Here is a 22,165-nt window from a genome sequence, read left to right on the forward strand (position 1 = left end):
ACCAACCGGACGACGGACCCGCTCAGACCCCGAGCTGCTCCGCGACCTCGAGCCACCGCTCCTCGAGCTGCTCGATCTCGGCCTCGAGCGTCCCGAGCTTCGTCTGCAGGTCCCCGAGCCCGGCGTAGTCGGACTGGTCGTGCGTGGCGAAGGCGTCGAGCAGCTTCCTCCGGTCGTCACCGACGCGGGCGATCCGCCTGTCGAGCGCTGACATCTCCTTCTCCGCGGCGCGACGATCCGCACCGGACAAGCCGGACGCGCCCCCGGCACCGGACGCGACCGCAGGAGAAGGTGACGAGCCCGACCCAGCCGTGTCGGGCCTCCCGGCCGAAGCGGCGGCAGCCGCAGAAGCGGTGGACCCACCGGTGCCGGCCGCCCGGAGTCGCATGTACTCGTCGACCCCGCCCGGCAGGTGCCGCAGGTGCCCGCCGAGCACGGCGTACTGCTGGTCGGTGACCCGCTCGAGCAGGTACCGGTCGTGCGAGACGACCAGGAGGGTGCCCGGCCAGGTGTCGAGGAGGTCCTCCATCGCGGCGAGCATGTCCGTGTCGAGGTCGTTCGTGGGCTCGTCGAGGATCAGCAGGTTCGGCTCGTCGAGCAGGATGAGCATGAGCTGCAGGCGACGCTTCTGCCCGCCGGACAGGTCGCGGACGGGAGTCGAGAGCTGCTCGGCCGTGAAGCCCAGGCGCTCCAGCAGCTGCGACGGCGTCATCTCCTTGCCGTCCGCGACGTAGCTGGTCTTCTTGCGGGCGACGACCTCGCGGACGCGGTCGTCGGCGTACTGCGCCAGGTCCGCGAGCTGCTGGTCGAGGACCGCGACCTGCACGGTCTTGCCCGTCTTCACGCGGCCACTCGTCGGCTGGAGGCGTCCCGCGATGAGCGAGAGCAGCGTCGACTTGCCGGCGCCGTTCGGCCCGAGGATGCCGGTCCGCTCCCCCGGCGCGATCCGCCACTCGATGCTGCGGATGGTCGGCTCGTCGGTGCCGGGATAGGTGACGCCGACGTCGAGCAGGTCCACGACGTCCTTGCCGAGGCGGGCCGTGGCGGTCTTCGACAGGGCGACGGTGTCGCGGAGCGGGGGCACGTCGTCGATGAGCGCGTTGGCCGCGTCGATGCGGAACTTCGGCTTGCTGGTGCGGGCCGGGGCGCCGCGACGGAGCCACGCCAGTTCCTTGCGCGCCAGGTTCTGGCGGCGCTGTTCCGAGGCCGCCGCCTGCCGGTCGCGCTCCACGCGCTGCAGGATGTAGGCCGCGTAACCACCCTCGAAGGGTTCGACGATGCCGTCGTGGACCTCCCACGTGTCGGTCGACACGGCGTCGAGGAACCACCGGTCGTGGGTCACGACGACCATGCCGCCCTGGTTCGCCGGCCAGCGCCGGTTGATGTGCTCGGCGAGCCACTGGATGCCCTCGACGTCGAGGTGGTTCGTGGGCTCGTCGAGGAACAGCACGTCCCAGTCGCCGACGAGCAGGCGCGCGAGGGCGACGCGGCGACGCTGGCCTCCGGAGAGGTCGTCGACGAGTTCGTCCCAGGGGATGTCCGACACGAGTCCGCCGATGACGTCGCGGATCTTCGGGTCGCCGGCCCACTCGTGCTCCTCGCGGTCGCCGACGACGACGGCGCCGACGGTCTGTCCCTCGGGCAGGGCGTCACGCTGGTCGAGGACGCCGACGGTCACGCCGCGGCGGTGGGTGACGCGACCGGTGTCCGGTTCGAGGCGCTTCGCGAGGAGGCTGAGGAGCGTCGACTTGCCGTCGCCGTTCCGACCGACCACGCCGATGCGGTCACCCTCGTCGATGCCGATGGTGACGCTGTCGAAGACCGTGCGGGTGGGGAACTCGAGATGCAGGTTCTCGGCGCCGAGGAGATGTGCCACCCGTCAAGGGTAGGTGCTGCGCGGCGCGCCCTGCGCTCGCGGCCGCGCGAGCGCGGCGGTGCGTGGTGCGAACCGGCGGCGCACAACCGAAACCAGTTCGAACCACGTGCGTCCGTGGTGCGAACTGGTTTCGGTTACGCGGCGGCGGCCCACGGTGGCGACGCACGCGGCGGACGCGCGGTGCGCGGGCGGGCGCCCGACCGACCGACGGGAGGCTCGGCTCAGCTCCCGAGCGTCGGGTCGGGTTCGCCGGCGGCCTCCTTGGCACGCTGCAGGCGCGCCTTGGCCTCCCAGAACGCGATCTCGCGGTCGAGGTCCGCGAGTTCCTGCTCGGTGGTGGTCACCCTGCGGTCGCCGTGCGCCGCTCGAGCGTGCCCGAGGCTGGCGTACCCGTCCTCGTGGCGGGTCGGCTCGATGTACCGCCCGTGGTTCCGGGGACCAGGAGCCCAGTCGTGCCCGATCGCGAACCACACGATGCTGCCGACGACGGGCACCAGGATCACGAGGATCACCCACGCGATCTTCGGCAGGCCGCGGATCTGGTCGTCCGTCTTGGTGAGGATGTCGATCAGCGCGAACACCAGCAGGACGATCGTCACCCCGGACAACAGCACGCTCATGTCCCGGATTCTATGGACTCCCTTGGAGCTTCCGCTACGCCCGCGTCAGAGGGACGCCACCCACTCGTCGGAGCCGTCGGAGAAGCGCTGGTGCTTCCAGATCGGGACGCGTTCCTTGACGAGGTCGATCAGTGCCGCGCAGGCCGCGAAGGCCTCCGCGCGATGGGCCGACGACACCGCTGCGGCGAGCGCGACGTCCCCGACGACGAGCTTCCCGACCCGGTGCAGCACAGCGATGCGCACCCCCGGGTGATCGGCAGCGATCGTCGCTGCGACCTCGGTGATGACCTCCCCCGCGCTCGGGTGCCGTTCGTACTCGAGCGCGGTGACGCCCTTGCCGTCGTCGTGGTCACGGACGACTCCGGCGAAGGTCACGACGGCACCGTCCTGGTCGGTGGCGACGACGTCCGCGGTCTCCGCCACGGTGATGGCGCGGTCGACGACGTCCGACAGCACGACCCGCGCAGCGGCGGCCCCCGACCCGGCGGCGGCCCCGGCGGCCCCAGCCCCGGCCCCGGCCCCGGCCCCGACGTCGGTCACGATGCGCTCCGCGGCGCGTGGCCCTCGCCGTGCAGCTGCGCCAGGACGTGGTCGAGCAGCCCGTCGAGCACCGCGAGCCCGTCCGCGACGCCACCGCGTGATCCGGGCAGCGTGACGACGAACGCCCCGCCGGACGCGATGCCCGCGACACCGCGGCTCAGCAGCGCGGTGGGACCGGCGCCGGCGAGGCCGCGGCGGCGGATCTCCTCGACGATGCCCGGCAGCTCGAGGTCGAGGAGGGGCCCCACGGCTTCCGGAGTGCGGTCGGTCGGCGTGACCCCGGTGCCTCCGGTGGTGATGACGACCCGGGCGTCGGCGAGGAGCTCGCTCGTGATGGTCTCGGCGACGGGCCCGCCGTCGGCGACGATCACCGGGTCCGGGACGGAGAACCCGTGCTCGCGGAGCCAGGCCGCGATCACGGGCCCGGTCCGGTCGAGCGCCGGGTCTGCGGCGGCCTGCGTGGAGACGACGACGACGGCAGCTCGGCCCCGGGTCGGTTGCGAGGTCATCGTGCGCTCCAGTCCCCGGACCGACCACCGTGCTTCTCGAGCACCCGGACGTCCGTGATCGTGGCCGTCCGGTCGACGGCCTTCACCATGTCGTACACGGTGAGCGCGCCGATGCTCGCCCCCGTGAGCGCTTCCATCTCGACGCCGGTGCGCGAGGTCGTGCGCACCGAGACCTGCACCACGACGCGGTCGTCGGCGCCGGTGATGTCCACTTCGACCCCGGCGATCGGCAGCGGGTGGCAGAGCGGCACCAGGTCCGAGGTCTTCTTCACCGCCATGATCGCGGCGATCCGGGCGGTGCCGATCACTTCCCCCTTGGGCAGCGAGCCGTCGAGGATCCGTGCGACCACGTCGGGGCGGGTGACGAGGGTCGCCGTGGCGGTGGCCGAGCGCGCGGTGACGTCCTTCTCGGAGACGTCGACCATGTGCGCGCTGCCGTCGGCCCGGACGTGCGAGAGGCCGGTCTGATCAGCGGCGTCAGTCATCGGATGCTCCAGACGGTCAGGGGGTCGCCGGGTTCGACGGCCGCGGTGCCGACGGGCACGTGCACCAGGTGCGTGGCGTCGGCGTAGTGGGCGAGGAGGTGCGAGGACGGACCGCCGACGAAGTGCACGCGCCCGTCTGCGACCCGGCCGCGGCGGACCTGGTGCTTTCCCTCGGGCGAGGTTGCGGCGGACGCGGCGGGCAGGGTCTGGGTCGGACGGGCATCGGGCATCCCCGCGGCGCGGGCGAGCACCGGACGCAGGAACACCTCGAACGAGACGAGCGCCGACACCGGGTTGCCGGGGAACGACACGACCGGGACGGGTCTGCCGGCGAACTCGACGGTGCCGAACGCCTGCGGTCCGCCCGGCTGCATCGCGACCGGGGTCACGGCGAGCCCGCGCGGCTCGAGGGCCTGGCGCACGACTTCGTACGCGCCGGCGCTGATGCCACCCGTGGTCAGCACGAGGTCGGCCCAGTCCCCCACTGCGGTGTCGAGCGCGGAGAGGAACCTGGCTTCGTCGTCGGGCACCCGGACGGTCCGCGACTCCACCCCGACCTCGGCGAGCGCCGCCCGCAGCGCGACCCCGTTCGCATCGTTGATCCCGGCGCCACCACCGCCGCCGTCGCCGCCGCCCGGAGCCTCTGCCGAAGCCCCGCCGAGCTCCGACCCCGTCGACACGACGAGCGCCCGCGGCCGACGGACCAGCTCCACGTGGGTCACCCCGGCGGACGCGAGCGCCCCGAGCACGGCGGGCGTCAGTGCGGCTCCGGCGTCGACGATCGTCTCGCCGACGCCGAGGTCCGACCCCGTCGCCCGCACGAAGGTGCCCGGGGCGAGGTCCGCCGGCACGTCCACCGATGCCAGCGACAGCGCCGCCGGGAACGCCCCTGGCAGTGTGGCTTCCACCGGGAAGACCGCGTCGGCGCCGTCGGGGATGCGGGCACCGGTCATGATCGGCGCAGCGCTGCCCGGTGCCAGCGGCGCGGGGACGACCCCGGCCGGGATCGGGGCGACGACGCGCAGCGTCGAGCCGGCGTCCGCGGCCCGCACCGCGAAGCCGTCCATCTGGCTGTTGTCGAACGGTGGGAGCGGGATCGGCGACCCGACGGCACGACCGAGCACGCGGTACCCGTGTCCCGCGCCGGTGTCGGCAGCGAGGTCGTCGACGGCCACGGCCTCCGGACCGGGGAACCGCAGCGCAGACGGACGCACCACGGGCTCGACGAGCGCTTCGATGTCCTGCCGATGCTGACCGATCGATCGCAATGGTGCCTCCGAATGACTCGACGCGCGGCCCCCGAGGCGGCCCGTGTCAGTAGCGTAACGAGCGCGCACGACGCGCCCAGACGATCCGGAGGACCTGTGGAGAACGACCTGCCCGCCACCAACCCGACTGCGACCATCGGCGTGATCGGCGGCTCCGGCCTCTACGAGCTCTTCGCGCCCGGCACCGCCGACGAGCTCGACGTGCCGACACCGTTCGGGTCGACCTCGTCCCCGATCACCGTCGGGACGATGGCCGGCAAGCGCGTCGCGTTCCTCACCCGGCACGGCCGCGAGCACTCGGTCGCCCCGCACCGGATCAACCACCGCGCGAACCTGTGGGCGCTCCGCTCGCTCGGGGTCCGCGCGATCGTGTCCTCGAGCGCCGTCGGTGGCCTGCACCCGGACTACGCCCCTGGCACCTTCGTGGTGACCGACCAGCTCATCGACCGGACGTGGGGCCGCGCCGACACCTTCTTCGAGGACGCCGTCCAGCATCTGTCCTTCGCGGACCCGTTCGACCCGGTGCTCCGCCGCGTCGCGATCGAGGCCGTCGGTGCGCTGGACGTCCCGTTCCGCCCGACCGGCACGTGCGTCGTCATCCAGGGGCCGCGCTTCTCCACCCGCGCCGAGTCGGTGTGGATGCGCGAGGCCGGCGGGCACACGATCAACATGACGATGACGCCGGAGGTCCCGCTCGCCGCCGAGCTCGGGATCGGCACCGTGAACCTGTCGTTCGTGACGGACGCCGACGCGGGGCTCGCCCCCACCGAGGACGAAGCGGAAGCCGCCGCCGAGACCCCGGTCACCCACGCACTCGTGATGGAACGCCTGGCCCGCGCGAACGAGGTGATCGTCGGCGCCATCGGCTCGATCGTCGGCGCGATCCCCGACGACTTCACCCCGCGCGAGCTCGTCCCGGCCGCAGCGAGCGAGCGCGCCGCGAGCGACCGCGCAGCGAGCGAGCGCGCAGCGGGCGAGCGCGTGACGGGCGCCTCGGCATGAGCCGCCTCCTCGTCACCGGCGGCGCCGGGTTCATCGGCTCCGCGATCGTCCGTCGCGCGATCGCCGACGGCCACGAGGTCCGCGTCCTCGACTCCCTCCGCGCCGACGTGCACGGCGACCCGCAGGCCGTCATCGCGGACCACGAAGCGCGGGGCATCGCGTTCGTGCACGGCGACGTCCGCGAGCGCGTGGCCCTCGACGCCGCACTCGACGGCATCGACGTGGTCTGCCACCAGGCCGCAAAGGTCGGCCTCGGCGTGGACTTCCAGGACGCCCCCGACTACGTCTCCAGCAACGACGCCGGCACCGCGTACGTCCTGGCCGGCATGGACCGGCTCGGGATCGGCCGCCTGGTCGTCGCGAGCTCGATGGTCGTCTACGGCGAGGGGGCGTACACGACATCGACCGGCGAGCCGGTGCGGCCGCCCGCCCGCCGCCGCGAGGACCTCGACGCCGGCCGCTTCGACCCGATCGGTCCCGACGGGCAGCCGTTGGTCCCCGGCCTGATCGACGAGTCCGCCGCCCTCGACCCCCGGAACGTCTACGCGCAGACGAAGGTCGCGCAGGAGCAGCTCGCCTCGTCGTGGGCCCGGGCGACCGGTGGCCGTGCCGTCGCGCTCCGGTACCACAACGTCTACGGCCCCGGCATGCCCGCCAACACGCCCTACGCCGGCGTCGCATCCCTGTTCCGCTCCGCGATCGCCCGCGGCGAGGCACCCCGGGTCTTCGAGGACGGCGCGCAGCGACGGGACTTCGTGCACGTGGACGACGTCGCCGGCGCCAACCTCGCGTCGATCGCCGCGACGGACGCACTGCCCGACGACTCCTTCCGGGCGTACAACGTCGGGTCGGGCACCGTGCACACCATCGGCGACATGGCCGCCGCGATCGCGGGCACGGCCGGCCTGGAGCCGGTCGTCACCGGCGAGTACCGTCTCGGCGACGTCCGGCACGTCACCGCCTCGTCCGCGCGGATCGCGGACGAGCTGGGCTGGCGCGCCGAGGTCGACTTCGAACGGGGCATGCGCGAGTTCGCGGACGCGCCGTTGCGCGCGGCCGTCCGCTGACGACCTGGTCGCCACCACCCACCGGACGGGAGGCACGGTGCCAGCCCGCACCGTGCCTCCCGTCCGGTGGTCCCCTGCCCACCACCGGACGCTTGCTGTGCGCGGACCGGACACGGGGTACGAGCATCCTGTGCGTCAGCGGCGACACTCCGGTTGCCTGGTGTGCATGGCAACCAGCTCCCGTCGAAACGGCCGACCGCACCGAATGGTCGACATGAACGTCGACGTGATCCTGCCGTGCCTGGACGAGGCGGACGCCCTGCCCAAGGTGATCGGCCGCCTGCCCTCCGGCTACCGCGCGATCGTCGTCGACAACGGCTCGACCGACGGCTCCGCCGAGGTCGCCCGTGCGCACGGCGCGCTCGTCGTCACCGAGACCCGACGCGGCTTCGGATCGGCCTGTGCCGCCGGCGTGGCCGCAGCGACGGCGGAGTACGTCGCGTTCTGCGACGCCGACGCGTCCATGGACCCCGCCGAGCTCCCGCCGCTCGTCGCCCGTGTCGCGACCGGCCGCGTCGACCTGGCGCTCGGCCGCCGCGTCCCCACCACCCCCGCCGCCTGGGCACCGCACGCGCGCTTCGCGAACCGGGTCCTGGCGGTCCTGATGCGCCGCGCGACCGGGTACCGGCTCCGCGACCTCGGCCCGATGCGCGTGATGCGCCGCGCCGACCTCGTGGCCCTCGACCTGCAGGACCGCCGCAGTGGCTACCCGCTCGAGATGGTCCTCGCCGCCCACGCCGCCGGCTGGCGCGTCGACGAGTCCGACATCGGCTACGAGCAGCGCATCGGCGACAGCAAGGTCACGGGCACGCTCCGCGGCACGATCAACGCGGTGCGGGACATGTCCCGGCTGCTCCGCAAGTACCGGCGCGACGGACGCACCCGTGTCGTCGCGCCGGCCCCCGTTGCCGAGGGGACGAACGCATGAACACCCCTGAGACCACCGTCGCGCCGCTGACCGTCGTCGTCATCGCGAAGGAGTGCCTGCCCGGCAAGGTGAAGACCCGCCTGACCCCGGCGATGACCCCCGAGGACGCAGCGCGTGTCGCTGCCGGCAGCCTCGACGACACCCTCCGCACCGTCGCCGCGCTCCCGGTCGCCCGCCGGGTGCTCTTCTTCGACGGCTCGGTCGTCCCGGACGCCGCGGCCGGCTTCGACGTCCTGCACCAGCCCGGCGGCGGACTCGACGAGCGCCTCGGCCACCTCTTCGACGCGATGACCGGTCCGACGCTCCTGGTCGGCATGGACACCCCACAGCTCTCCGCCGACGACCTCGCGCCCGTGCTGCACGACCCCGAGCGCGACGCCTGGTTCGGCCCGGCCGAGGACGGCGGCTTCTGGGCCCTGTACCTCCGCGAGCCGGACGGCACGCACCTGCGCGGCGTCCCGATGTCCCGGGACGACACCGGCGCCGTGCAGCGCGCACGGCTGGTCGACGCCGGACTCGACGTCGGCACCCTCGCCACCCTGCTCGACGTGGACACCGTGCCCGACGCCCGACGCGTCGCCGAGCTCGTCCCCGACTCCACGTTCGCCGCGGCACTCGCCGCATCACTGCCGTCGCCCCTCACCACGGCGACGACCCCCCTCACATCAGGAGGCACCCGATGAGCGACATCACCCAGGCCCCGGTCACCTTCGGCACCGGCGGCGACGAGCCGTACGCACGAGCACTCCGCTCCGACGGTCGCCTCCGCCTGACCGACCCGGACCGCCCGGACGCCGAGGTCACGCTCGACGTCGGACGCTGGAGCGCCGCCGCGGACCGTGTCGACCGTTCCCTGCTCGACGACGTCGACGGCCCCGTGATCGACATCGGCTGTGGCCCCGGGCGGATGCTCGTCGCCGCCCGCACGCTCGGCATCCCGGCGCTCGGCGTCGACGTCTCCGCCGATGCCGTCGCGATCGCACGGCGTGCCGGCGGCCGTGCCGTCCAGGGCTCCGTGTTCGACGCCGTCCCGGAAGAAGGGCGCTGGGACACCGCGCTCGTCCTCGACGGCAACATCGGCATCGGCGGCGACCCCACCGCCCTGCTCGAGCGCTGCCGGGACATCGTCCGCGTCGGCGGCCGCGTCGTCGTGGAGACGCACGTCGACCGCACGGCCGACCGTACGTACCGGGCGAGGGTGATCGACACCGACGGCCACGAGAGCGCCGAGTTCCCCTGGGCGGAGGTCGGCCTCGACGCACTGCACGGGCACGCTGCCCGTGCGGGCCTCGTCGCACGCTCGAGCTGGACCGTCGCGGGTCGGAGCTTCTGCGAGCTCATCGCCTGAGCCGCACCGATGCAACCGGTTGTTTTGCATTGCTCAAGACAACCGGGTATCATCGGTGTCTCCAGCCGACGGCGTCAGGGCCGCCGACTCGGCGTTCCCCTCGACGCTGCCACCACATCGAGGAGACCACCATGACGAACAGCACCTTCCCGTTCGGCGGCGCCTTCGTGTCCGGACTCGGCGGACGTGACGAGCACGGCACCTACACCGGCTCCCGCTCCGACCGCTCGGTCGGCACCTACACGGGCGTCCCGGTCACCGGACGCCTCGGCCGTTTCGTGGACACCCAGTCCGCGCGACCGGGCACCGTCACCGCGTCGAACCGCACGGTCACCGGCTCGTTCCGCACCGCGACGGGATCGTTCCGCACCGCCTGAGCGCTTCGCCGCGACCGACCGCGCACGGCCGTCCACCCCGGGTCCTCCCCCCTTCGACCCGGGCCGGGCGGCCGTTCGCTCGTGCGGACCCTGGTCGTCAGACCCCGGCGACCGCAGCCTCGAGGCGCTGCGCGACCTGACGGAGCCACTCGCGATCGTCGAGCCCGTCCTTGGCCGACACCCCGTAGATCTCGGGCGTGCGGCGTGCGAGCTCCTGGCTTTCCTCGTGTCGCTTCACAATCCGCGCTCCAGACGCGCGACGAGCGCATCCAACCACTGCCCCGGCGTCATCCCGAGGTCCAACATCGGTGACAGCCCCGTTCCGACGTACCGCAAGTACTCCTTGACCGCGTCATCGTCGTCGAGCGCCGCTTGCAGGCTCCGCGCCTGGTCGAGGTATGCCCGTCGCGACTCGGGGGGAAGGTCGTCGAACGCATCGGCGTACACCGCTTCGACGTCGGGATGGTCGAGATTCCAGTCGTAGTTGAAGTACGCAGCCAGCAGGTTCACGATGCGGGGCGTGCGGAGCGCGAGTTCGTCGTTGCTCACGTCGACCGCCGGATCCTGCGGACCAGGCAGCTCAGCAAGGTCTCGGTCTACGTACGCGCGGAGCTGTTCGAGCCACGCGACCGGCGACAAACCCGTGTCGAGCGCTGGATCCAGGCTCGTGTCGAGGGTGTCGAGGACTGTCTGCACCCGCTCATCGGTCGTGAACGCCGATGCGATGACCCTCAGCTCGGTGCCGAGTTGCTCGACCCTGCTCCGGGGCATCCGTTTGAGCGCCTCGTCGTAGACGGCCTCCGCGGACTCGTGATCATCGCGCCAGTCGTAGTTGAAGTACCCACCCATCAAGGTTGAGAAACGTGGGAAGTCCTTCGTGAGTTCGTCGATGTCCACCAGGCTCATTTCGTCGGATACGAGGCGTGGACCCCGCAGAACGGGGACGGGGCAGTTGATCGGAGCACGACCCGCACCGTCCTCGCGTCGGACATCTCGTGCCCCTGCACCTTCAGGTCGTAGACCCTTCCGATCGAGCCCTCCGGCCGCATCGTGAAACTCTGCTTCTCCCGAAAGGACAGGATCGTCGCGAACTTCCTGCGCCCACCGTTCACTCGTTCCGGGTCCTGGTCCTCAGGCCCCGGCGACCGCAGCCTCGAGGCGCTGCGCGACCTGACGGAGCCACTCGCGATCGTCGAGCCCGTCCTCGGACGGCACGTAGTTGCAGTCGAGCTCGACGAGTCGCCCGCCCAGTGCCGCCGCGTCGGGCAGGACCTCGTCCAGGTCACGGACGTCCCCGAGCAGCGCACGCTGGTCGTCGTCGGAGCTGATCGCCAGGTAGTGCTCCAGGGCATCGGCAGCCCCGTAGGGTGCGTCGGCCCAGTCCTGGTGGAAGTAGGCGCCGACGAAGTCGTCGAAGGCGTCGAAGTTCGTCGCGGTGATGCTCGCGACCGCGGGGTAGGCCGTCAGCACCGTGTACCCGGCGGGACGGTCCGGTGCCGCGGTGAGCACCACCCGGACGGCGTCCAGGTCCTGGACCTCGCCGAACGGCATGCCGCGCCCGGTCACACCGCCGGGGACCGCGTAGACGCGGAGCGGCTTCGGGCAGTCCTCGGCGACCCAGGTACGGATCCGCAGGTGGTTGGCGTCCAGGGCGTGTGCGACGATCCGGTTCGCGTCGTCGGTCCCGCCGGTGAACACCGAGGTCCCGGTCCTGACGGCGTGGGGCATCACGTACTCCTTCTTCGTGCTGGTCGTGGGACGTCGATCATCCGCGCTCCAGACGCGCAACGAGCGCGTCCAACCACTGCTTCGGCGTCATCCCGAGGTCCAACATCGGCGACAGCCCCGTTCCGACGTACCGCATGTATCCCTTGACGGAATCGTCCTCACCGAGCTCTTGCTGGAGGAGCTTCGCCTCCTCCGAGTACACGTCGCGTTCGCGACCCTCAAGCTGGTCGATGGTCGATGCGTACACCGATTCCACGTCGGGATGGTCGAGATCCCAGTCTTGGTTGAACTCCGCTGCCAGCAAGTTGCGGACGCTGGGCGAACGCTCGACGAGCGCACGGTACTTCTCGATTCCACTCATTCAGGCGCAACTCTCGGGTGGGCGGTGAGGACGAAGTACGGCGGATTGCGGGACGGATCGTAACGAAGGACGGCCCGGACCACGGTCGTGTTACGCATCGGTGGCACTCCCTCCGGCTCGCAATCGCTGCCAACTCCGCGTCGAGCTCCGCGACCCTGTGCTCCACGGGCAGCGTGTAGACGCTCTTCGGTGTCTGCCCGTCCTTCCGCGAGCGGATCCCTCGGAGAGGGAGTTCATCGTTGCTCACGTCGACTCACCGATCCTGCGGGTCAGGGAACTCGGCCACTCGGCGAGAGGCACGCCGAGATGCACACTCGGAGCGAGCCCAGACCCGACGAAGTTCAGGAAGGCCTGTACCTCAGCTTCGGTCGTCAGCTCCCGCTCGAGGACCTGCGCCTCACGCAGGTACACGGCGCGCGCTTCGGGATCGAGATCGTCGAGAACGGATGCGTAAGCGGCTTCAGCATCCTCGAAGTCGAGGTCCCAATCGTAGTTGAACACTGCCCCGAGCAAGTTGCGCAGGTGCGGGATCTCGGCGACGACCGCGCGCCGTTCTGAGTCGTTCACTGGTCCAACGTCGCCTTCGGGTAGGTCGTGATCACTCGGTAGGGCGGTTCCGCAGTCGGGTCCCACCGCAGCACGACGCGGACCACCGTGTCGTCGTGCATGGGCGGCGTGCGTCCCGGGGCATAGCCCCGACCGACTACCCGGTCCGAAGGCCAGTCAAAGCCCTCGGTCCGTGTCGGTTTGTCGGCGACCTGATTGGCGTGGATCCATTCCTGGACCGCTTCGTGGTTGAAGTCAAGCGTGTTCGCGACCAGTTTGTCGACCTCGGACGTCTGCACGGTGAACACGCTGTTCGCGCTCTTGCCGCCGTTCCGCGAGCGGATCCAGTCGTCGAGTTCCTGCCCGTGCAGGTCCGGCCGGACGTGCCGCTCGAGGGTGTGGCCGCCCGCCGCCTCCGCGGCAGCCAACCCGCCCCCGTCGGTGAACGGCTGTGACTCGATGCCGTGCGGCAGCGAGGCCTCGTCATGCGGCCGCAGCAGGTCCGGGTGCTCGTCCGCGAACTGCGCCATCTCGCCGCGCAGCATCTGGTCGAAGGAGCCGTCACCCTTCCCGATCCCCGGCGTGAAGTCGTCGCTCCCGGTGTACTCGCGGTAGGTCCGGTCCACCAGGTCGTGCAGCGCGTCGACGCTCTCCTTCGAGGCACCGTGCTCCACCCAGGACCGGACGTCCCGGCTCAGCCCGTGCAGCCCGAGCTTCGACAGCCCCTCCGCCAGCTCCGTCGCCTTCGCGGTGTCCTTCGCGAGGCCGCCGGGCCCGCCCAGACCGAGCCCGAGTCCCATCGCGGCAGCTCCTGCAGCTGCGCCCGGGTGTTCCTGCGCCTCGGTCCACCAGTCGCCGAGCGCCTGCCCGGCGGCGTCGTGCGCCTTCGCCGCGTCGCCCTCCGGGTCGAGCGCGGCGTCGACCCAGGCGTAGGGCGAGAGGAACAGCCCGAGTGTGGCCGCACCGTCGGCGAAGCCGCCCCACGTCGAGCCGAGGGTGCCGGTCGACCAGGCTCCCTGGTTGTCGAAGCCGAGCATGTGGATGCCGCTCTCGAGCGACTGCAGCAGCTCGTCCGTCGCGCCTTCGGAGAACTGTTCACCGCAGGTCTTGCCGTCTGCCGTGCCGGGTGTGCTCCACGGCAGGTCGACGCCGCGGGTGTTGAGGTCGTTCTCCGACGGAGCGACGTAGGCGCCCTCGAGGCTCGCTCCCGATGCCGTCTTGATCGCGGTCGCGCAGTCCGCCTGGGCCTGCTCGAGGAGCGCGACCTGCGCGTTGATCCGCCGGATGATGTCGTCGTTCTCGTTCCGGGTGACGATGTCCTCGTACCAGGGCACGGTGGTCTTCTCCGGGGGCGCGTCGGTCCGGGTCGCGCCGTACGCGTTCCACGAGCCGTCCACCTGCGGCGCGGTCGTGGTCGAGTAGGGCGACGTCGCCTTCGGGACGCCGTGCTGCACCCGCGCGACGAACGCCGCCGCTTCGACGCGCAGGTCGTCGAGCTGCTGCTTCGGCCCGGCAGCGCTGGAGGCGTACGTGTCGAGCGCCTTCGCGACGCCGCGTGCTGCCTTGCCGATCGCGTGGGTGTCGTCGGCGACGGGGTCCATCAGCGCGAGGGCCTGCCCCGACTCGGGTGCCTCGTAGACGCCGGCGAGCGCCTTCCACTTCGTCGGGATGTCGTCGGCGACGGTGCGCATCGACTCACCGCCGCCCGAGATCGTCGTCGCGGCGGCCGACACGGTCGCCAGGTCGAGTTCCGATCCGGGGATGCCGTCGGGGTCGACGAGGCCGTGGTCACCGATCGCGACGCCGCTCACCGGCCGGCTCCGGGAACGGCCGTCGCGCCGTCCGCCCCGGCGGTCCGGACGAACAGGGAGACGTCGTGGGTCTCGTGCGCCGTGATGCCGGCGCGCTGGGATGCCGCCGCCATCTCGAGGTCGCCGCGGACGTAGGCGTCGACCGCGCCGTGGACGCCCTGGACTCCGCCGATGAGCCGGAACGTGACCTGGTCCACGTCGTCGCTGACCTGGTCGACGAAGGCCCCGAGCGCTTCGTTCACGACCGCACCGGCACCGCCGGACGCGTCGGCGACCCCCGTCTGCACGGACTGCAGCGCGGCCGCCGTGCCGTCGAGCGACGTCTGCATGCCGTCGAGCACCGACCGCACCCCGGCCGGGTCGATCTTCCAGCTCCCCGAAGTCATCGAACCTCCCCCGTTCGGATGCCATCGTCCCGTGCGGACGGGGTCCGGTGCAACCCGCTCCCACGGACGCCGCGTGCCAGTTCCGCTGCGGCCCGCCACCGATCCGGCTCGTCGCCGGCGAACCAGAACACGAGGCCCGGCGTCCGGGGCGAGCCGACGGGTCGCCCGCCGAGGTCCTCCGCTCGCCCCGCCAGGCCGCGAGCCCGCACGGCGCGGGCGCCGGCGAAGACCGCGAGCGGGGTCGTCGGTCCGCGGAGGACGGGGTCGGTGACCCCGTCGAGCCGTCCGCGGCTGGTGGAGAACAGTCCGGACTGCGGATGGCGACCGAGACTGACGGACTGGAGGCCCGCCTCCAGTCCGTGCCGCACCGAGCGTCGGTCATCGGTCGCCACCACGACGCGGAGGGTCTCGAAGACCGTCTGCGGTCCGCGTTCGACGACGAGGAGACCGCCGACGGTGCCGTCGGCACTGCCGACGACGACGGTGGTGGGTGCCGGTGAGCGCCGCTCCGCGTGCGCCGTCAGCTCCGCAGGCGACCACGGCTCGGCGGACTCGTGCGGGGCGAACGTGACGGTGCGACCGAACGCCTCCAGGAACCGGGCGGTTGTCGCGCCGAGCACCAGGCGCCCCGACGGCGCGTGCTCGATCGTCAAGTCCACGTGCAACAGGTCCCCGACCGGTGCGTCCGGTCGTCCCGGTTCCCCGGACGGCCGCCAGCGGTACCCGTGCTCGGCGAGCAGGTGCAGCGCCGCCCAGGACAGCACCGCGCCGGGCGCCGTCTCGACGACACGCGTCCGCTCTCGGGCGACCCGCCCGAACAGCGCGGCGTCCGCGCGCACGACCTGCCCCATGATCCCCCCGACCGCGATGCCACCCATCGCCCGACCCAGCGTACGCACGGGCGGTCACCCTCGAACGCCCCGGAGGTGCTGGTGCCAGGATGGGGGCATGAACGACCGCGCCGGAACACCAGCGACCGCAGACGACCTCGTCGACCTCGACGCCCTCATCGCCGCGTACTACGAGCGGGTCCCGGACGTCTCCGTCCCTGAGCAGAAGGTGGTGTTCGGCACGTCCGGGCACCGCGGGTCCTCGCTGGACTCCGCCTTCAACGACACGCACATCGCCGCCATCACGCAGGCGATCGTGGAGTACCGCCAGTCGCAGGGCACCGACGGCCCGCTGTTCATCGGCCGCGACACGCACGCACTGTCCGGCCCCGCCGAGCGCACCGCGCTCGAGGTGCTGGCCGCCAACGACGTGCACGTCCTCGCCGACAGCGACAACGGCTACGTCCCCACCCCGGCGCTCAGCCACGCGATCATCCGCTACAACCGCGCCGGCAACCCGGACACCGCGGACGGCATCGTGATCACGCCGAGCCACAACCCGCCGCGCGACGGCGGCTTCAAGTACAACCCGCCGCACGGTGGCCCCGCCGACAGCGACGCGACGTCGTGGATCGCGAACCGGGCGAACGCGATCATCGAGGGCGGCAACGCCGAGGTCAAGCGCACCGAGCACGCCACCCCGGACCGCTACGACTTCCTGCACACCTACGTCGCGGACCTCGAGAACATCATCGACATCGCCGCGATCAAGCAGGCCGGCGTGAAGATCGGCGCCGACCCGCTCGGTGGCGCGTCCCTGCCGTACTGGAACCTGATCCGCGACCACTACGGTCTCGACCTGACGGTCGTGAACCCGGACGTCGACCCGACCTGGTCGTTCATGACGCTCGACTGGGACGGCAAGATCCGGATGGACCCGTCGAGCCCGTCGGCGATGGCCTCCGTCCTGGCGCACAAGGACGACTACGACGTCCTCACCGGCAACGACGCCGACTCCGACCGGCACGGCATCGTCACGCCCGACGGCGGCCTGATGAACCCGAACCACTACCTCGCCGTCGCGATCGAGTACCTCTACGCCCACCGTCCCGCGTGGCGCGACGACGCGGCGATCGGCAAGACCCTGGTGTCCTCGAGCATCATCGACCGCGTCGCGGAGTCCCTCGGCCGTCGTCTGTGGGAGGTCCCGGTCGGCTTCAAGTGGTTCGTGCCCGGCCTCATCGACGGCTCCGTGGCCTTCGGCGGCGAAGAGTCGGCCGGTGCGTCGTTCCTCCGCACCGACGGCACCGCGTGGACGACCGACAAGGACGGCATCATCCTGGCGCTCCTGGCGTCCGAGATCGTCGCGGTCACCGGCAAGACCCCGTCGCAGCTCTACGACGAGCTGACCGAGCGCTTCGGCGCCCCGGTGTACCAGCGCGTGGACGCGGCGGCCTCGAAGGAGCAGAAGGCCCGGCTGTCGAAGCTCGACGGTGACGCGATCACCGCGGAGACCCTGGCGGGCGACCCGATCATCGCGAAGCTCTCGAAGGCCCCCGGCAACGACGCTGCGGTCGGCGGTGTCAAGGTCGTCACGGACAAGGCCTGGTTCGCCGCCCGTCCGTCCGGCACCGAGGACGTCTACAAGATCTACGCGGAGAGCTTCGTGTCGCAAGAGCACCTCGAGCAGGTGCAGCGCGAGGCGAAAGAGATCGTGGACGCGGCCCTCGGCGCCTGACGCGGTGCCGCCCGGCGGCGGGGGCTAGTCCTCCGCCGCCACCAGCGCCAGTTCGCAGAACATCGCGTCCGCCCACGAGAACCACGGGCGGGAGAAGCGCGTCGGGTCGTCGACGTCGAACGACTCGTGCATGTCCCCGGTCCCGGCGTCCGTCGCGACGAGCACGTCGAGGACCTCGCGCCGCCGTGCCGCCGATCCGGACACGAGCCCGTCCACGGCGAGCGCGATCGGCCACGCCCGACCCGGCAGCGTGTGCGGACTGCCGATGCCCGCGGCGGCCGAGCCGGCGAACCAGAACGGGTTCGCCGGTGAGCGCACGAAGTCCCGCGTCGCCGTCCACACCGCGGGGTCGAGCACCGTCGGCGCCGAGAGCGGCAGCGACAGCAGCGACGGGGTGTTCGCGTCGTCCATGAGCAGCACACCGCCGAGTCCGTCGACCTCGTACGCGTAGACGTCGGCACCGGACGGGCCCGGAACGACGCCGTGCCGGGCGACCCCGTCGAGGATCGTCGTCCGCAGGGCGTCGGCGTCGGCGGCGAGCGCGCCGTCGTCCCAGACCTCCCGCGCGATCGCCGCGACGGCGAGCAGCGCCTCGGCGGCGAACAGGTTCGCGGGCACGTTGTACCCGTACGTGCAGGCGTCGTCGGACGGCCGGAACCCGCTCCACGTCATGCCCGTGACCGCGACGGGTGTCCCGCGGCCGTCCCGGGCGAGCGTCTCGGTGGCCACCGCACCCGGCCGGACGAAGCGGTACGCAGACCGGTCGTGGTCGGTCTCGAGCCGCCACTGGTCGACGATCGTCCGGAACACCCGGTGGGCCGTCGCGTCGAGGACGTCGACACGACCGGTCGACCGCCAGAGCGCGTGGGCGAACGTCACCGGGTACCCGAGGCTGTCCACCTCGTACTTCTGCTCCCACACGAGCGGGTCGGCGTTCAGGTCGTCCGGGTCGTAGTGCGCCCCGTTCGGCTCCCGGTTGAAGGAGTTGGCGTACGGGTCGTGGTCGATGAGCCGGAACTGCCGGCGGACCACGGCCCAGAGCAGGTCGGCGAGCGCCGGGCTCGCCGCCGTCAGCCGCAGGTACGGGGTCATCTGCGTGGTCGAGTCGCGGAGCCACATCGCCGGGATGTCGCCGGTGATGACGAAGGCACCGTCTTCGTCGAGGGAGATCGTCTCCCGCAGCGTCCGTCCGAGGGCCCGCTCCACGCGGTCACCGATGTCCGTCCCGAGCGTCGCCCGGACGCGGTCGGCCGCGCTCCGCAGGGTGGTCAGGACCTGGTCGTCGATGTGCGTCGTCGTCACGGCACCCACGGTAGCGACCGGTCGTCCCGTGGTGGGCACACACCGGTCAGGAGGCTCGGGACACCTCGTCGGTCAGCACGCGCTGGTAGTGCAGCCAGTTCTCGCAGAGGCGCGTCCACTGGGACGTGTGCGGCTCCCGCACGGCGGTGCCCAGGCCGTGGCGGCCGTGCGGGAAGACGTGCACCTCGACGGGCACCTCGTTCCGGACGAGCGCGTCGGCGTACGCGAGGGTGTTCGTCGCCCGCGTGACCCGGTCGTCCGCGGTCGTCCAGACGAACGTCGGCGGTGTCCGGGCATCCACCCGGGTCTCCATCGAGAGCTCGCGGCGCTCCCGCCAGCTCGGGGCGTCGCCGAGCAGTCCGGCGACCGGTCGTTCCCGCGTCGGGTGCTCCATGGTGATGACGGGGTAGTTGAGGACGCAGAAGTCGGGCCGGTCGAGCGTCGGGTCGTCGATGCCGTTCGCCAGGCACGCGGCGAGGTGGCCCCCGGCGCTCGACCCGACCACGCCGACCCGCCCGGTGTCGATCAGGAGCCCGGTGTCCTCCGCCGCCTGCCCGGAGCGCAGCCACGTGAAGACCGCGCGGGTCGCGTCGATCGGCGCCGGGTGCAGCGGCCCGACGGTCGCCGGCGTGCGGAGCGGGTAGCGGAACAGGACGGCGTGCACGCCGACGCTCGCGAACCACTCCGCCATCGGCTCCGAGCTCGGCCGCCCGTGCTCCTCGTAGCCCCCGCCCGGCAGGACGATCACCGCTGGACGTGAACCACTCCGGGAGGTCGGGCGTAGCGTGATCCCGTCGGGCGTGCTCATGACCGCGACCCTACTGTTCCTCGACGGATCGCTGCCGATCCACACAGGAAGCCGCACCGGCGCGGACCAACGCCTTGCGGCAGATGTAACTTTGCAGACAGCGCAAAATTCTTCACCATTGCGCTCCGGCACCGGGAGACCCTGCACATGACCCAGACGGCGACCGCACCCGCGGGACCGACCACGGCGTCCAACGTCGTGATGAACCACCGACAGATCCTGTTGGTGATCTACGGCCTGATGGCCGGCATGTTCCTCGGCGCTCTCGACCAGACGATCGTCGGCACCGCGATCCGCACCATCGGTGACGACCTGCACGGCCTCGACCAGCAGGCCTGGGTCACCACGGCGTACCTGATCGCCTCGACGATCACCACACCGATCTACGGCAAGCTCTCCGACATCTTCGGCCGTCGCCCGCTGTTCCTCACCGCGATCGGCATCTTCATCATCGGGTCGTTCGCCGCGTCGTTCTCGACCTCGATGCTGATGCTCGCCGGGTTCCGCGCGCTCCAGGGCCTCGGCGCCGGTGGTCTGATGTCCCTGCCGCTGGCGATCATGGGCGACATGCTCGCCCCGCGCGAGCGCGCCAAGTACCAGGGCTACTTCCTCGCCGTGTTCGGCATCTCGTCCGTCATCGGGCCGCTCGTCGGCGGGCTCTTCGCCGGTGCGGACCAGATCCTCTTCGTCGCCGGCTGGCGCTGGGTCTTCCTGATCAACGTCCCGATCGGCATCATCGCCCTCGGCATGGTCCTGACCTTCCTGCACCTGCCGAAGTTCGGCGACCGCGGGAAGCCCCGCATCGACTGGTGGGGTGCGACGCTCGTCATCGTCACCCTGGTGCCGCTGCTGCTCATCGCCGAGCAGGGCCGCACGTGGGGCTGGTCCTCCCCCGGTGCGATCGCCTGCTACGTGATCGGCGCGCTCGGGCTCCTCGGATTCGTCATCGTCGAGCGGGCGATGGGCGACGACGCGATCCTGCCGCTGAAGCTCTTCGGGTCGCGCGTGTTCTCGATGTCCGCGATCCTGTCGGTGCTCGTCGGCTTCGGGATGTTCGGCGCGATGCTGACGATCCCGCTGTACCTGCAGATCGTGAAGGGCGTCACGCCGACCGAGTCCGGGTTCGCGATGCTCCCGATGGTCCTCGGCCTGATGATCTCCTCGATCGCCTCGGGTCAGATCATCGCCAGGACCGGCAACTACCAGGTCTTCCCGATCACCGGCACGGCGTTCACCGCCATCGGCTTCACGGTCCTGACCTTCCTGACCGCCGACCGGCCGCTGTGGTTCCTGATGCTCGGCATGTTCGGCATCGGCCTCGGGCTCGGGCAGCTCATGCAGACGCTCACCCTGGCCGCGCAGAACTCGGTCTCCCCGCGGGACATCGGCGTCGCGACCTCTGCGGCGACCTTCTTCCGCCAGATCGGCGGCACGATGGGCACCGCGGTGCTCCTCTCGGTGCTCTTCACGCTCATGCCGACGAACATCACGACGGCGATGCAGAACAAGTCCGACCTCTCCAGCGCGCTGAACGCCGCACTCACCCCCTCGGTCGCGAACGCGGCCGACAACAAGGGCGTGATGGACCAGATCTGGGACAAGATCGTCGACCCGGTGAAGAAGAACGTCCAGGACGGCCTCGACAAGGGCGCGGTCCAGGCGAAGGAGGCGGCCGACGCCGCCGTGACGAAGCAGGTCACCGCCGCCGTGCAGCAGCAGGTCGCCGCCGGCACCGTCCCCGCTGCCGCCGCGCAGTCCGTCATCACCGAGCAGGTCGCGGCCGCGAAGCCGGCGGCCGAGCAGCAGGCGCTCGAGACCGCGGCGTCCAAGGCGAACGCCGAGGTCGTCGACGGCACGCTCCAGGTCGACTACTCGAACGCGTCCCAGCGTTCGAACGTCGTCGACGAGGTGACGCCCACCCTGATCAAGCAGCTCAAGAGCGGTGACTCCGCGGCCAGCTCCTCCTCGAGCTCCGCGACGAGCGACACGTCGTTCCTCAACGGTGCCGACAAGCGCCTCACCCGCCCGTTCCTCGTCGGGTTCAGCAGCTCGGCCGTCACCGTGTACTACGTCGGCCTCGCCGTGATCCTGATCGCCTTCGTGCTGACCTGGTTCTTCCGGGTGCCGCCGCTGCGCAAGACCTCGGCGCTCCAGGAGCAGGCCGACACCGCACGTGCGGCCGCTGCCGGCGGGAACGACGACGACGACGACCGGGACCGCCTGACCGTCGACGCCCAGGGCGCCGCAGCACGGTCGGGTTCGCTCGTGTCGCCGGACACCGGGTCCATGCACGTGGTCCCGACCTCCCCGGACGTGCCGGCGCAGCCCCGCTCGGCCCGGTCCACGGGGACGCCCGACGTGTCCGTGCTGCCGGAGGACGTCGCGGGTGACACCCGTGCGCCGCTGCCGGACGCCCCGACGCACGGTGCGCACTCGGCGGCTGCGCCGATCGACGAGCCCCCGACGTCGACCGGTGCCATCCGGACCCGGCGCGCCGCACACGCCGCCGCCCTGGAGGCGGACGCCCCCGCAGCCGGTGCGGCCGAGCCGAGCGGAGCCTCCCGGCTGGACGAGGGCGACCACCCGCACGGCCGCCACTCCGCGGAGTAGCGCGCCCGCGGTCCGCGCGCCCGCA

Annotated in this window: 24 protein-coding genes; 8 read left to right on the top strand and 16 right to left on the bottom strand. The window is 71.8% G+C overall.

Going from position 1 to position 22,165, the window contains the following annotated elements; genetic code table 11:
- Positions 1-22 precede the first annotated feature (22 nt).
- From EDF24_RS13095 to glp, 6 genes are all read right to left on the bottom strand, one after another.
- On the bottom strand, positions 23-1,876 hold the full coding sequence (locus tag EDF24_RS13095) for an ABC-F family ATP-binding cassette domain-containing protein (protein WP_123703345.1): 1,854 nt from the start codon (positions 1,874-1,876) through the stop codon (positions 23-25).
- Positions 1,877-2,097: 221 nt separating this feature from the next.
- Entirely contained in the window at positions 2,098-2,496 is a 399-nt protein-coding gene (locus EDF24_RS13100) for a PLDc N-terminal domain-containing protein (RefSeq protein ID WP_123654337.1), read from the bottom strand.
- A 45-nt stretch (positions 2,497-2,541) separates the two neighbouring features.
- Positions 2,542-3,036 carry a molybdenum cofactor biosynthesis protein MoaE gene (locus EDF24_RS13105; RefSeq protein WP_123703347.1) on the bottom strand — a complete coding sequence of 165 codons (495 nt, stop codon included), beginning with the start codon at positions 3,034-3,036 and terminating at the stop codon, positions 2,542-2,544.
- On the bottom strand, positions 3,033-3,545 hold the full coding sequence (locus EDF24_RS13110; RefSeq protein ID WP_123703349.1) for a molybdenum cofactor biosynthesis protein B: 513 nt from the start codon (positions 3,543-3,545) through the stop codon (positions 3,033-3,035). Before EDF24_RS13110 ends, EDF24_RS13105 begins: the two co-directional genes overlap by 4 nt.
- Positions 3,542-4,030 carry a cyclic pyranopterin monophosphate synthase MoaC gene (gene moaC / locus EDF24_RS13115; protein WP_123703351.1) on the bottom strand — a complete coding sequence of 163 codons (489 nt, stop codon included), beginning with the start codon at positions 4,028-4,030 and terminating at the stop codon, positions 3,542-3,544. The genes EDF24_RS13110 and moaC overlap by 4 nt, the downstream gene beginning before the upstream one ends.
- Positions 4,027-5,298, bottom strand: coding sequence for a gephyrin-like molybdotransferase Glp (gene glp, locus EDF24_RS13120; protein WP_123703353.1), 1,272 nt, complete (start codon positions 5,296-5,298; stop codon positions 4,027-4,029). Before glp ends, moaC begins: the two co-directional genes overlap by 4 nt.
- Before the next feature lie 96 nt (positions 5,299-5,394).
- Here glp and EDF24_RS13125 point away from each other — a divergent pair, with 96 nt between their 5' ends.
- The 6 genes from EDF24_RS13125 (at position 5,395) to EDF24_RS13150 (ending at position 10,020) form a co-directional block, all read left to right on the top strand.
- The gene (locus EDF24_RS13125; protein WP_243698320.1) at positions 5,395-6,300 is read left to right on the top strand and encodes an MTAP family purine nucleoside phosphorylase; all 906 of its coding nucleotides are present in this window, start codon (positions 5,395-5,397) and stop codon (positions 6,298-6,300) included.
- On the top strand, positions 6,297-7,367 hold the full coding sequence (locus tag EDF24_RS13130; protein ID WP_123654343.1) for an NAD(P)-dependent oxidoreductase: 1,071 nt from the start codon (positions 6,297-6,299) through the stop codon (positions 7,365-7,367). Before EDF24_RS13125 ends, EDF24_RS13130 begins: the two co-directional genes overlap by 4 nt.
- 205 nt (positions 7,368-7,572) lie before the next feature.
- Positions 7,573-8,295 (top strand): glycosyltransferase family 2 protein, encoded by a 723-nt coding sequence (locus EDF24_RS13135; RefSeq protein WP_123654727.1) that lies wholly within the window; start codon positions 7,573-7,575, stop codon positions 8,293-8,295.
- Positions 8,292-8,978: a DUF2064 domain-containing protein gene (locus EDF24_RS13140; RefSeq protein ID WP_123703357.1), complete on the top strand. Its 687-nt coding sequence runs from the start codon at positions 8,292-8,294 to the stop codon at positions 8,976-8,978. The genes EDF24_RS13135 and EDF24_RS13140 overlap by 4 nt, the downstream gene beginning before the upstream one ends.
- Entirely contained in the window at positions 8,975-9,643 is a 669-nt protein-coding gene (locus tag EDF24_RS13145; RefSeq protein WP_123703359.1) for a bifunctional 2-polyprenyl-6-hydroxyphenol methylase/3-demethylubiquinol 3-O-methyltransferase UbiG, read from the top strand. Before EDF24_RS13140 ends, EDF24_RS13145 begins: the two co-directional genes overlap by 4 nt.
- Positions 9,644-9,774: 131 nt before the next feature.
- On the top strand, positions 9,775-10,020 hold the full coding sequence (locus tag EDF24_RS13150; RefSeq protein ID WP_123654346.1) for a hypothetical protein: 246 nt from the start codon (positions 9,775-9,777) through the stop codon (positions 10,018-10,020).
- Between the two features lie 97 nt (positions 10,021-10,117).
- Here the strand turns inward: EDF24_RS13150 and EDF24_RS19235 are convergent, their stop codons facing one another.
- The 8 genes from EDF24_RS19235 to EDF24_RS13190 form a co-directional block, all read right to left on the bottom strand.
- A complete protein-coding gene (locus EDF24_RS19235) occupies positions 10,118-10,258 on the bottom strand; it encodes a hypothetical protein (RefSeq protein ID WP_185021662.1) in 141 nt (46 codons plus the stop codon).
- Positions 10,255-10,917: a contact-dependent growth inhibition system immunity protein gene (locus EDF24_RS13155; RefSeq protein ID WP_148070894.1), complete on the bottom strand. Its 663-nt coding sequence runs from the start codon at positions 10,915-10,917 to the stop codon at positions 10,255-10,257. The genes EDF24_RS19235 and EDF24_RS13155 overlap by 4 nt, the downstream gene beginning before the upstream one ends.
- A gap of 234 nt (positions 10,918-11,151) precedes the next feature.
- Positions 11,152-11,748, bottom strand: a complete 597-nt coding sequence (locus tag EDF24_RS13165) for a contact-dependent growth inhibition system immunity protein (protein ID WP_123703365.1) — start codon at positions 11,746-11,748, stop codon at positions 11,152-11,154.
- Positions 11,749-11,785: 37 nt separating this feature from the next.
- Positions 11,786-12,109 carry a contact-dependent growth inhibition system immunity protein gene (locus EDF24_RS13170; RefSeq protein ID WP_123703367.1) on the bottom strand — a complete coding sequence of 108 codons (324 nt, stop codon included), beginning with the start codon at positions 12,107-12,109 and terminating at the stop codon, positions 11,786-11,788.
- Between the two features lie 243 nt (positions 12,110-12,352).
- The gene (locus tag EDF24_RS13175; protein WP_123654350.1) at positions 12,353-12,676 is read right to left on the bottom strand and encodes a contact-dependent growth inhibition system immunity protein; all 324 of its coding nucleotides are present in this window, start codon (positions 12,674-12,676) and stop codon (positions 12,353-12,355) included.
- Complete coding sequence (locus tag EDF24_RS13180; protein WP_123703369.1) at positions 12,673-14,466, bottom strand: RNase A-like domain-containing protein; 1,794 nt, start codon at positions 14,464-14,466, stop codon at positions 12,673-12,675. The genes EDF24_RS13175 and EDF24_RS13180 overlap by 4 nt, the downstream gene beginning before the upstream one ends.
- Positions 14,463-14,852: a DUF6507 family protein gene (locus EDF24_RS13185; protein ID WP_123654352.1), complete on the bottom strand. Its 390-nt coding sequence runs from the start codon at positions 14,850-14,852 to the stop codon at positions 14,463-14,465. Before EDF24_RS13185 ends, EDF24_RS13180 begins: the two co-directional genes overlap by 4 nt.
- Positions 14,849-15,730 (bottom strand): DUF6177 family protein, encoded by an 882-nt coding sequence (locus EDF24_RS13190; protein WP_123703371.1) that lies wholly within the window; start codon positions 15,728-15,730, stop codon positions 14,849-14,851. The genes EDF24_RS13185 and EDF24_RS13190 overlap by 4 nt, the downstream gene beginning before the upstream one ends.
- 70 nt (positions 15,731-15,800) lie before the next feature.
- Between EDF24_RS13190 and pgm the strand changes: the two genes are divergently transcribed.
- Entirely contained in the window at positions 15,801-17,420 is a 1,620-nt protein-coding gene (gene pgm, locus EDF24_RS13195; RefSeq protein ID WP_123703373.1) for a phosphoglucomutase (alpha-D-glucose-1,6-bisphosphate-dependent), read from the top strand.
- A 24-nt stretch (positions 17,421-17,444) separates the two neighbouring features.
- Here pgm and EDF24_RS13200 read toward each other — a convergent pair whose 3' ends face one another.
- Positions 17,445-18,722: a glycoside hydrolase family 125 protein gene (locus EDF24_RS13200; protein WP_123703535.1), complete on the bottom strand. Its 1,278-nt coding sequence runs from the start codon at positions 18,720-18,722 to the stop codon at positions 17,445-17,447.
- Positions 18,723-18,768: 46 nt separating this feature from the next.
- Entirely contained in the window at positions 18,769-19,530 is a 762-nt protein-coding gene (locus EDF24_RS13205) for an alpha/beta hydrolase (protein ID WP_123703375.1), read from the bottom strand.
- Between the two features lie 147 nt (positions 19,531-19,677).
- On the opposite strand from EDF24_RS13205, the gene EDF24_RS13210 reads away from it, so the two are divergent.
- Positions 19,678-22,140 carry an MDR family MFS transporter gene (locus tag EDF24_RS13210; protein WP_123703377.1) on the top strand — a complete coding sequence of 821 codons (2,463 nt, stop codon included), beginning with the start codon at positions 19,678-19,680 and terminating at the stop codon, positions 22,138-22,140.
- The last annotated feature ends 25 nt before the right edge of the window (positions 22,141-22,165 follow it).

Source organism: Curtobacterium sp. PhB130, assembly GCF_003755165.1.
Lineage (GTDB): Bacteria > Actinomycetota > Actinomycetes > Actinomycetales > Microbacteriaceae > Curtobacterium.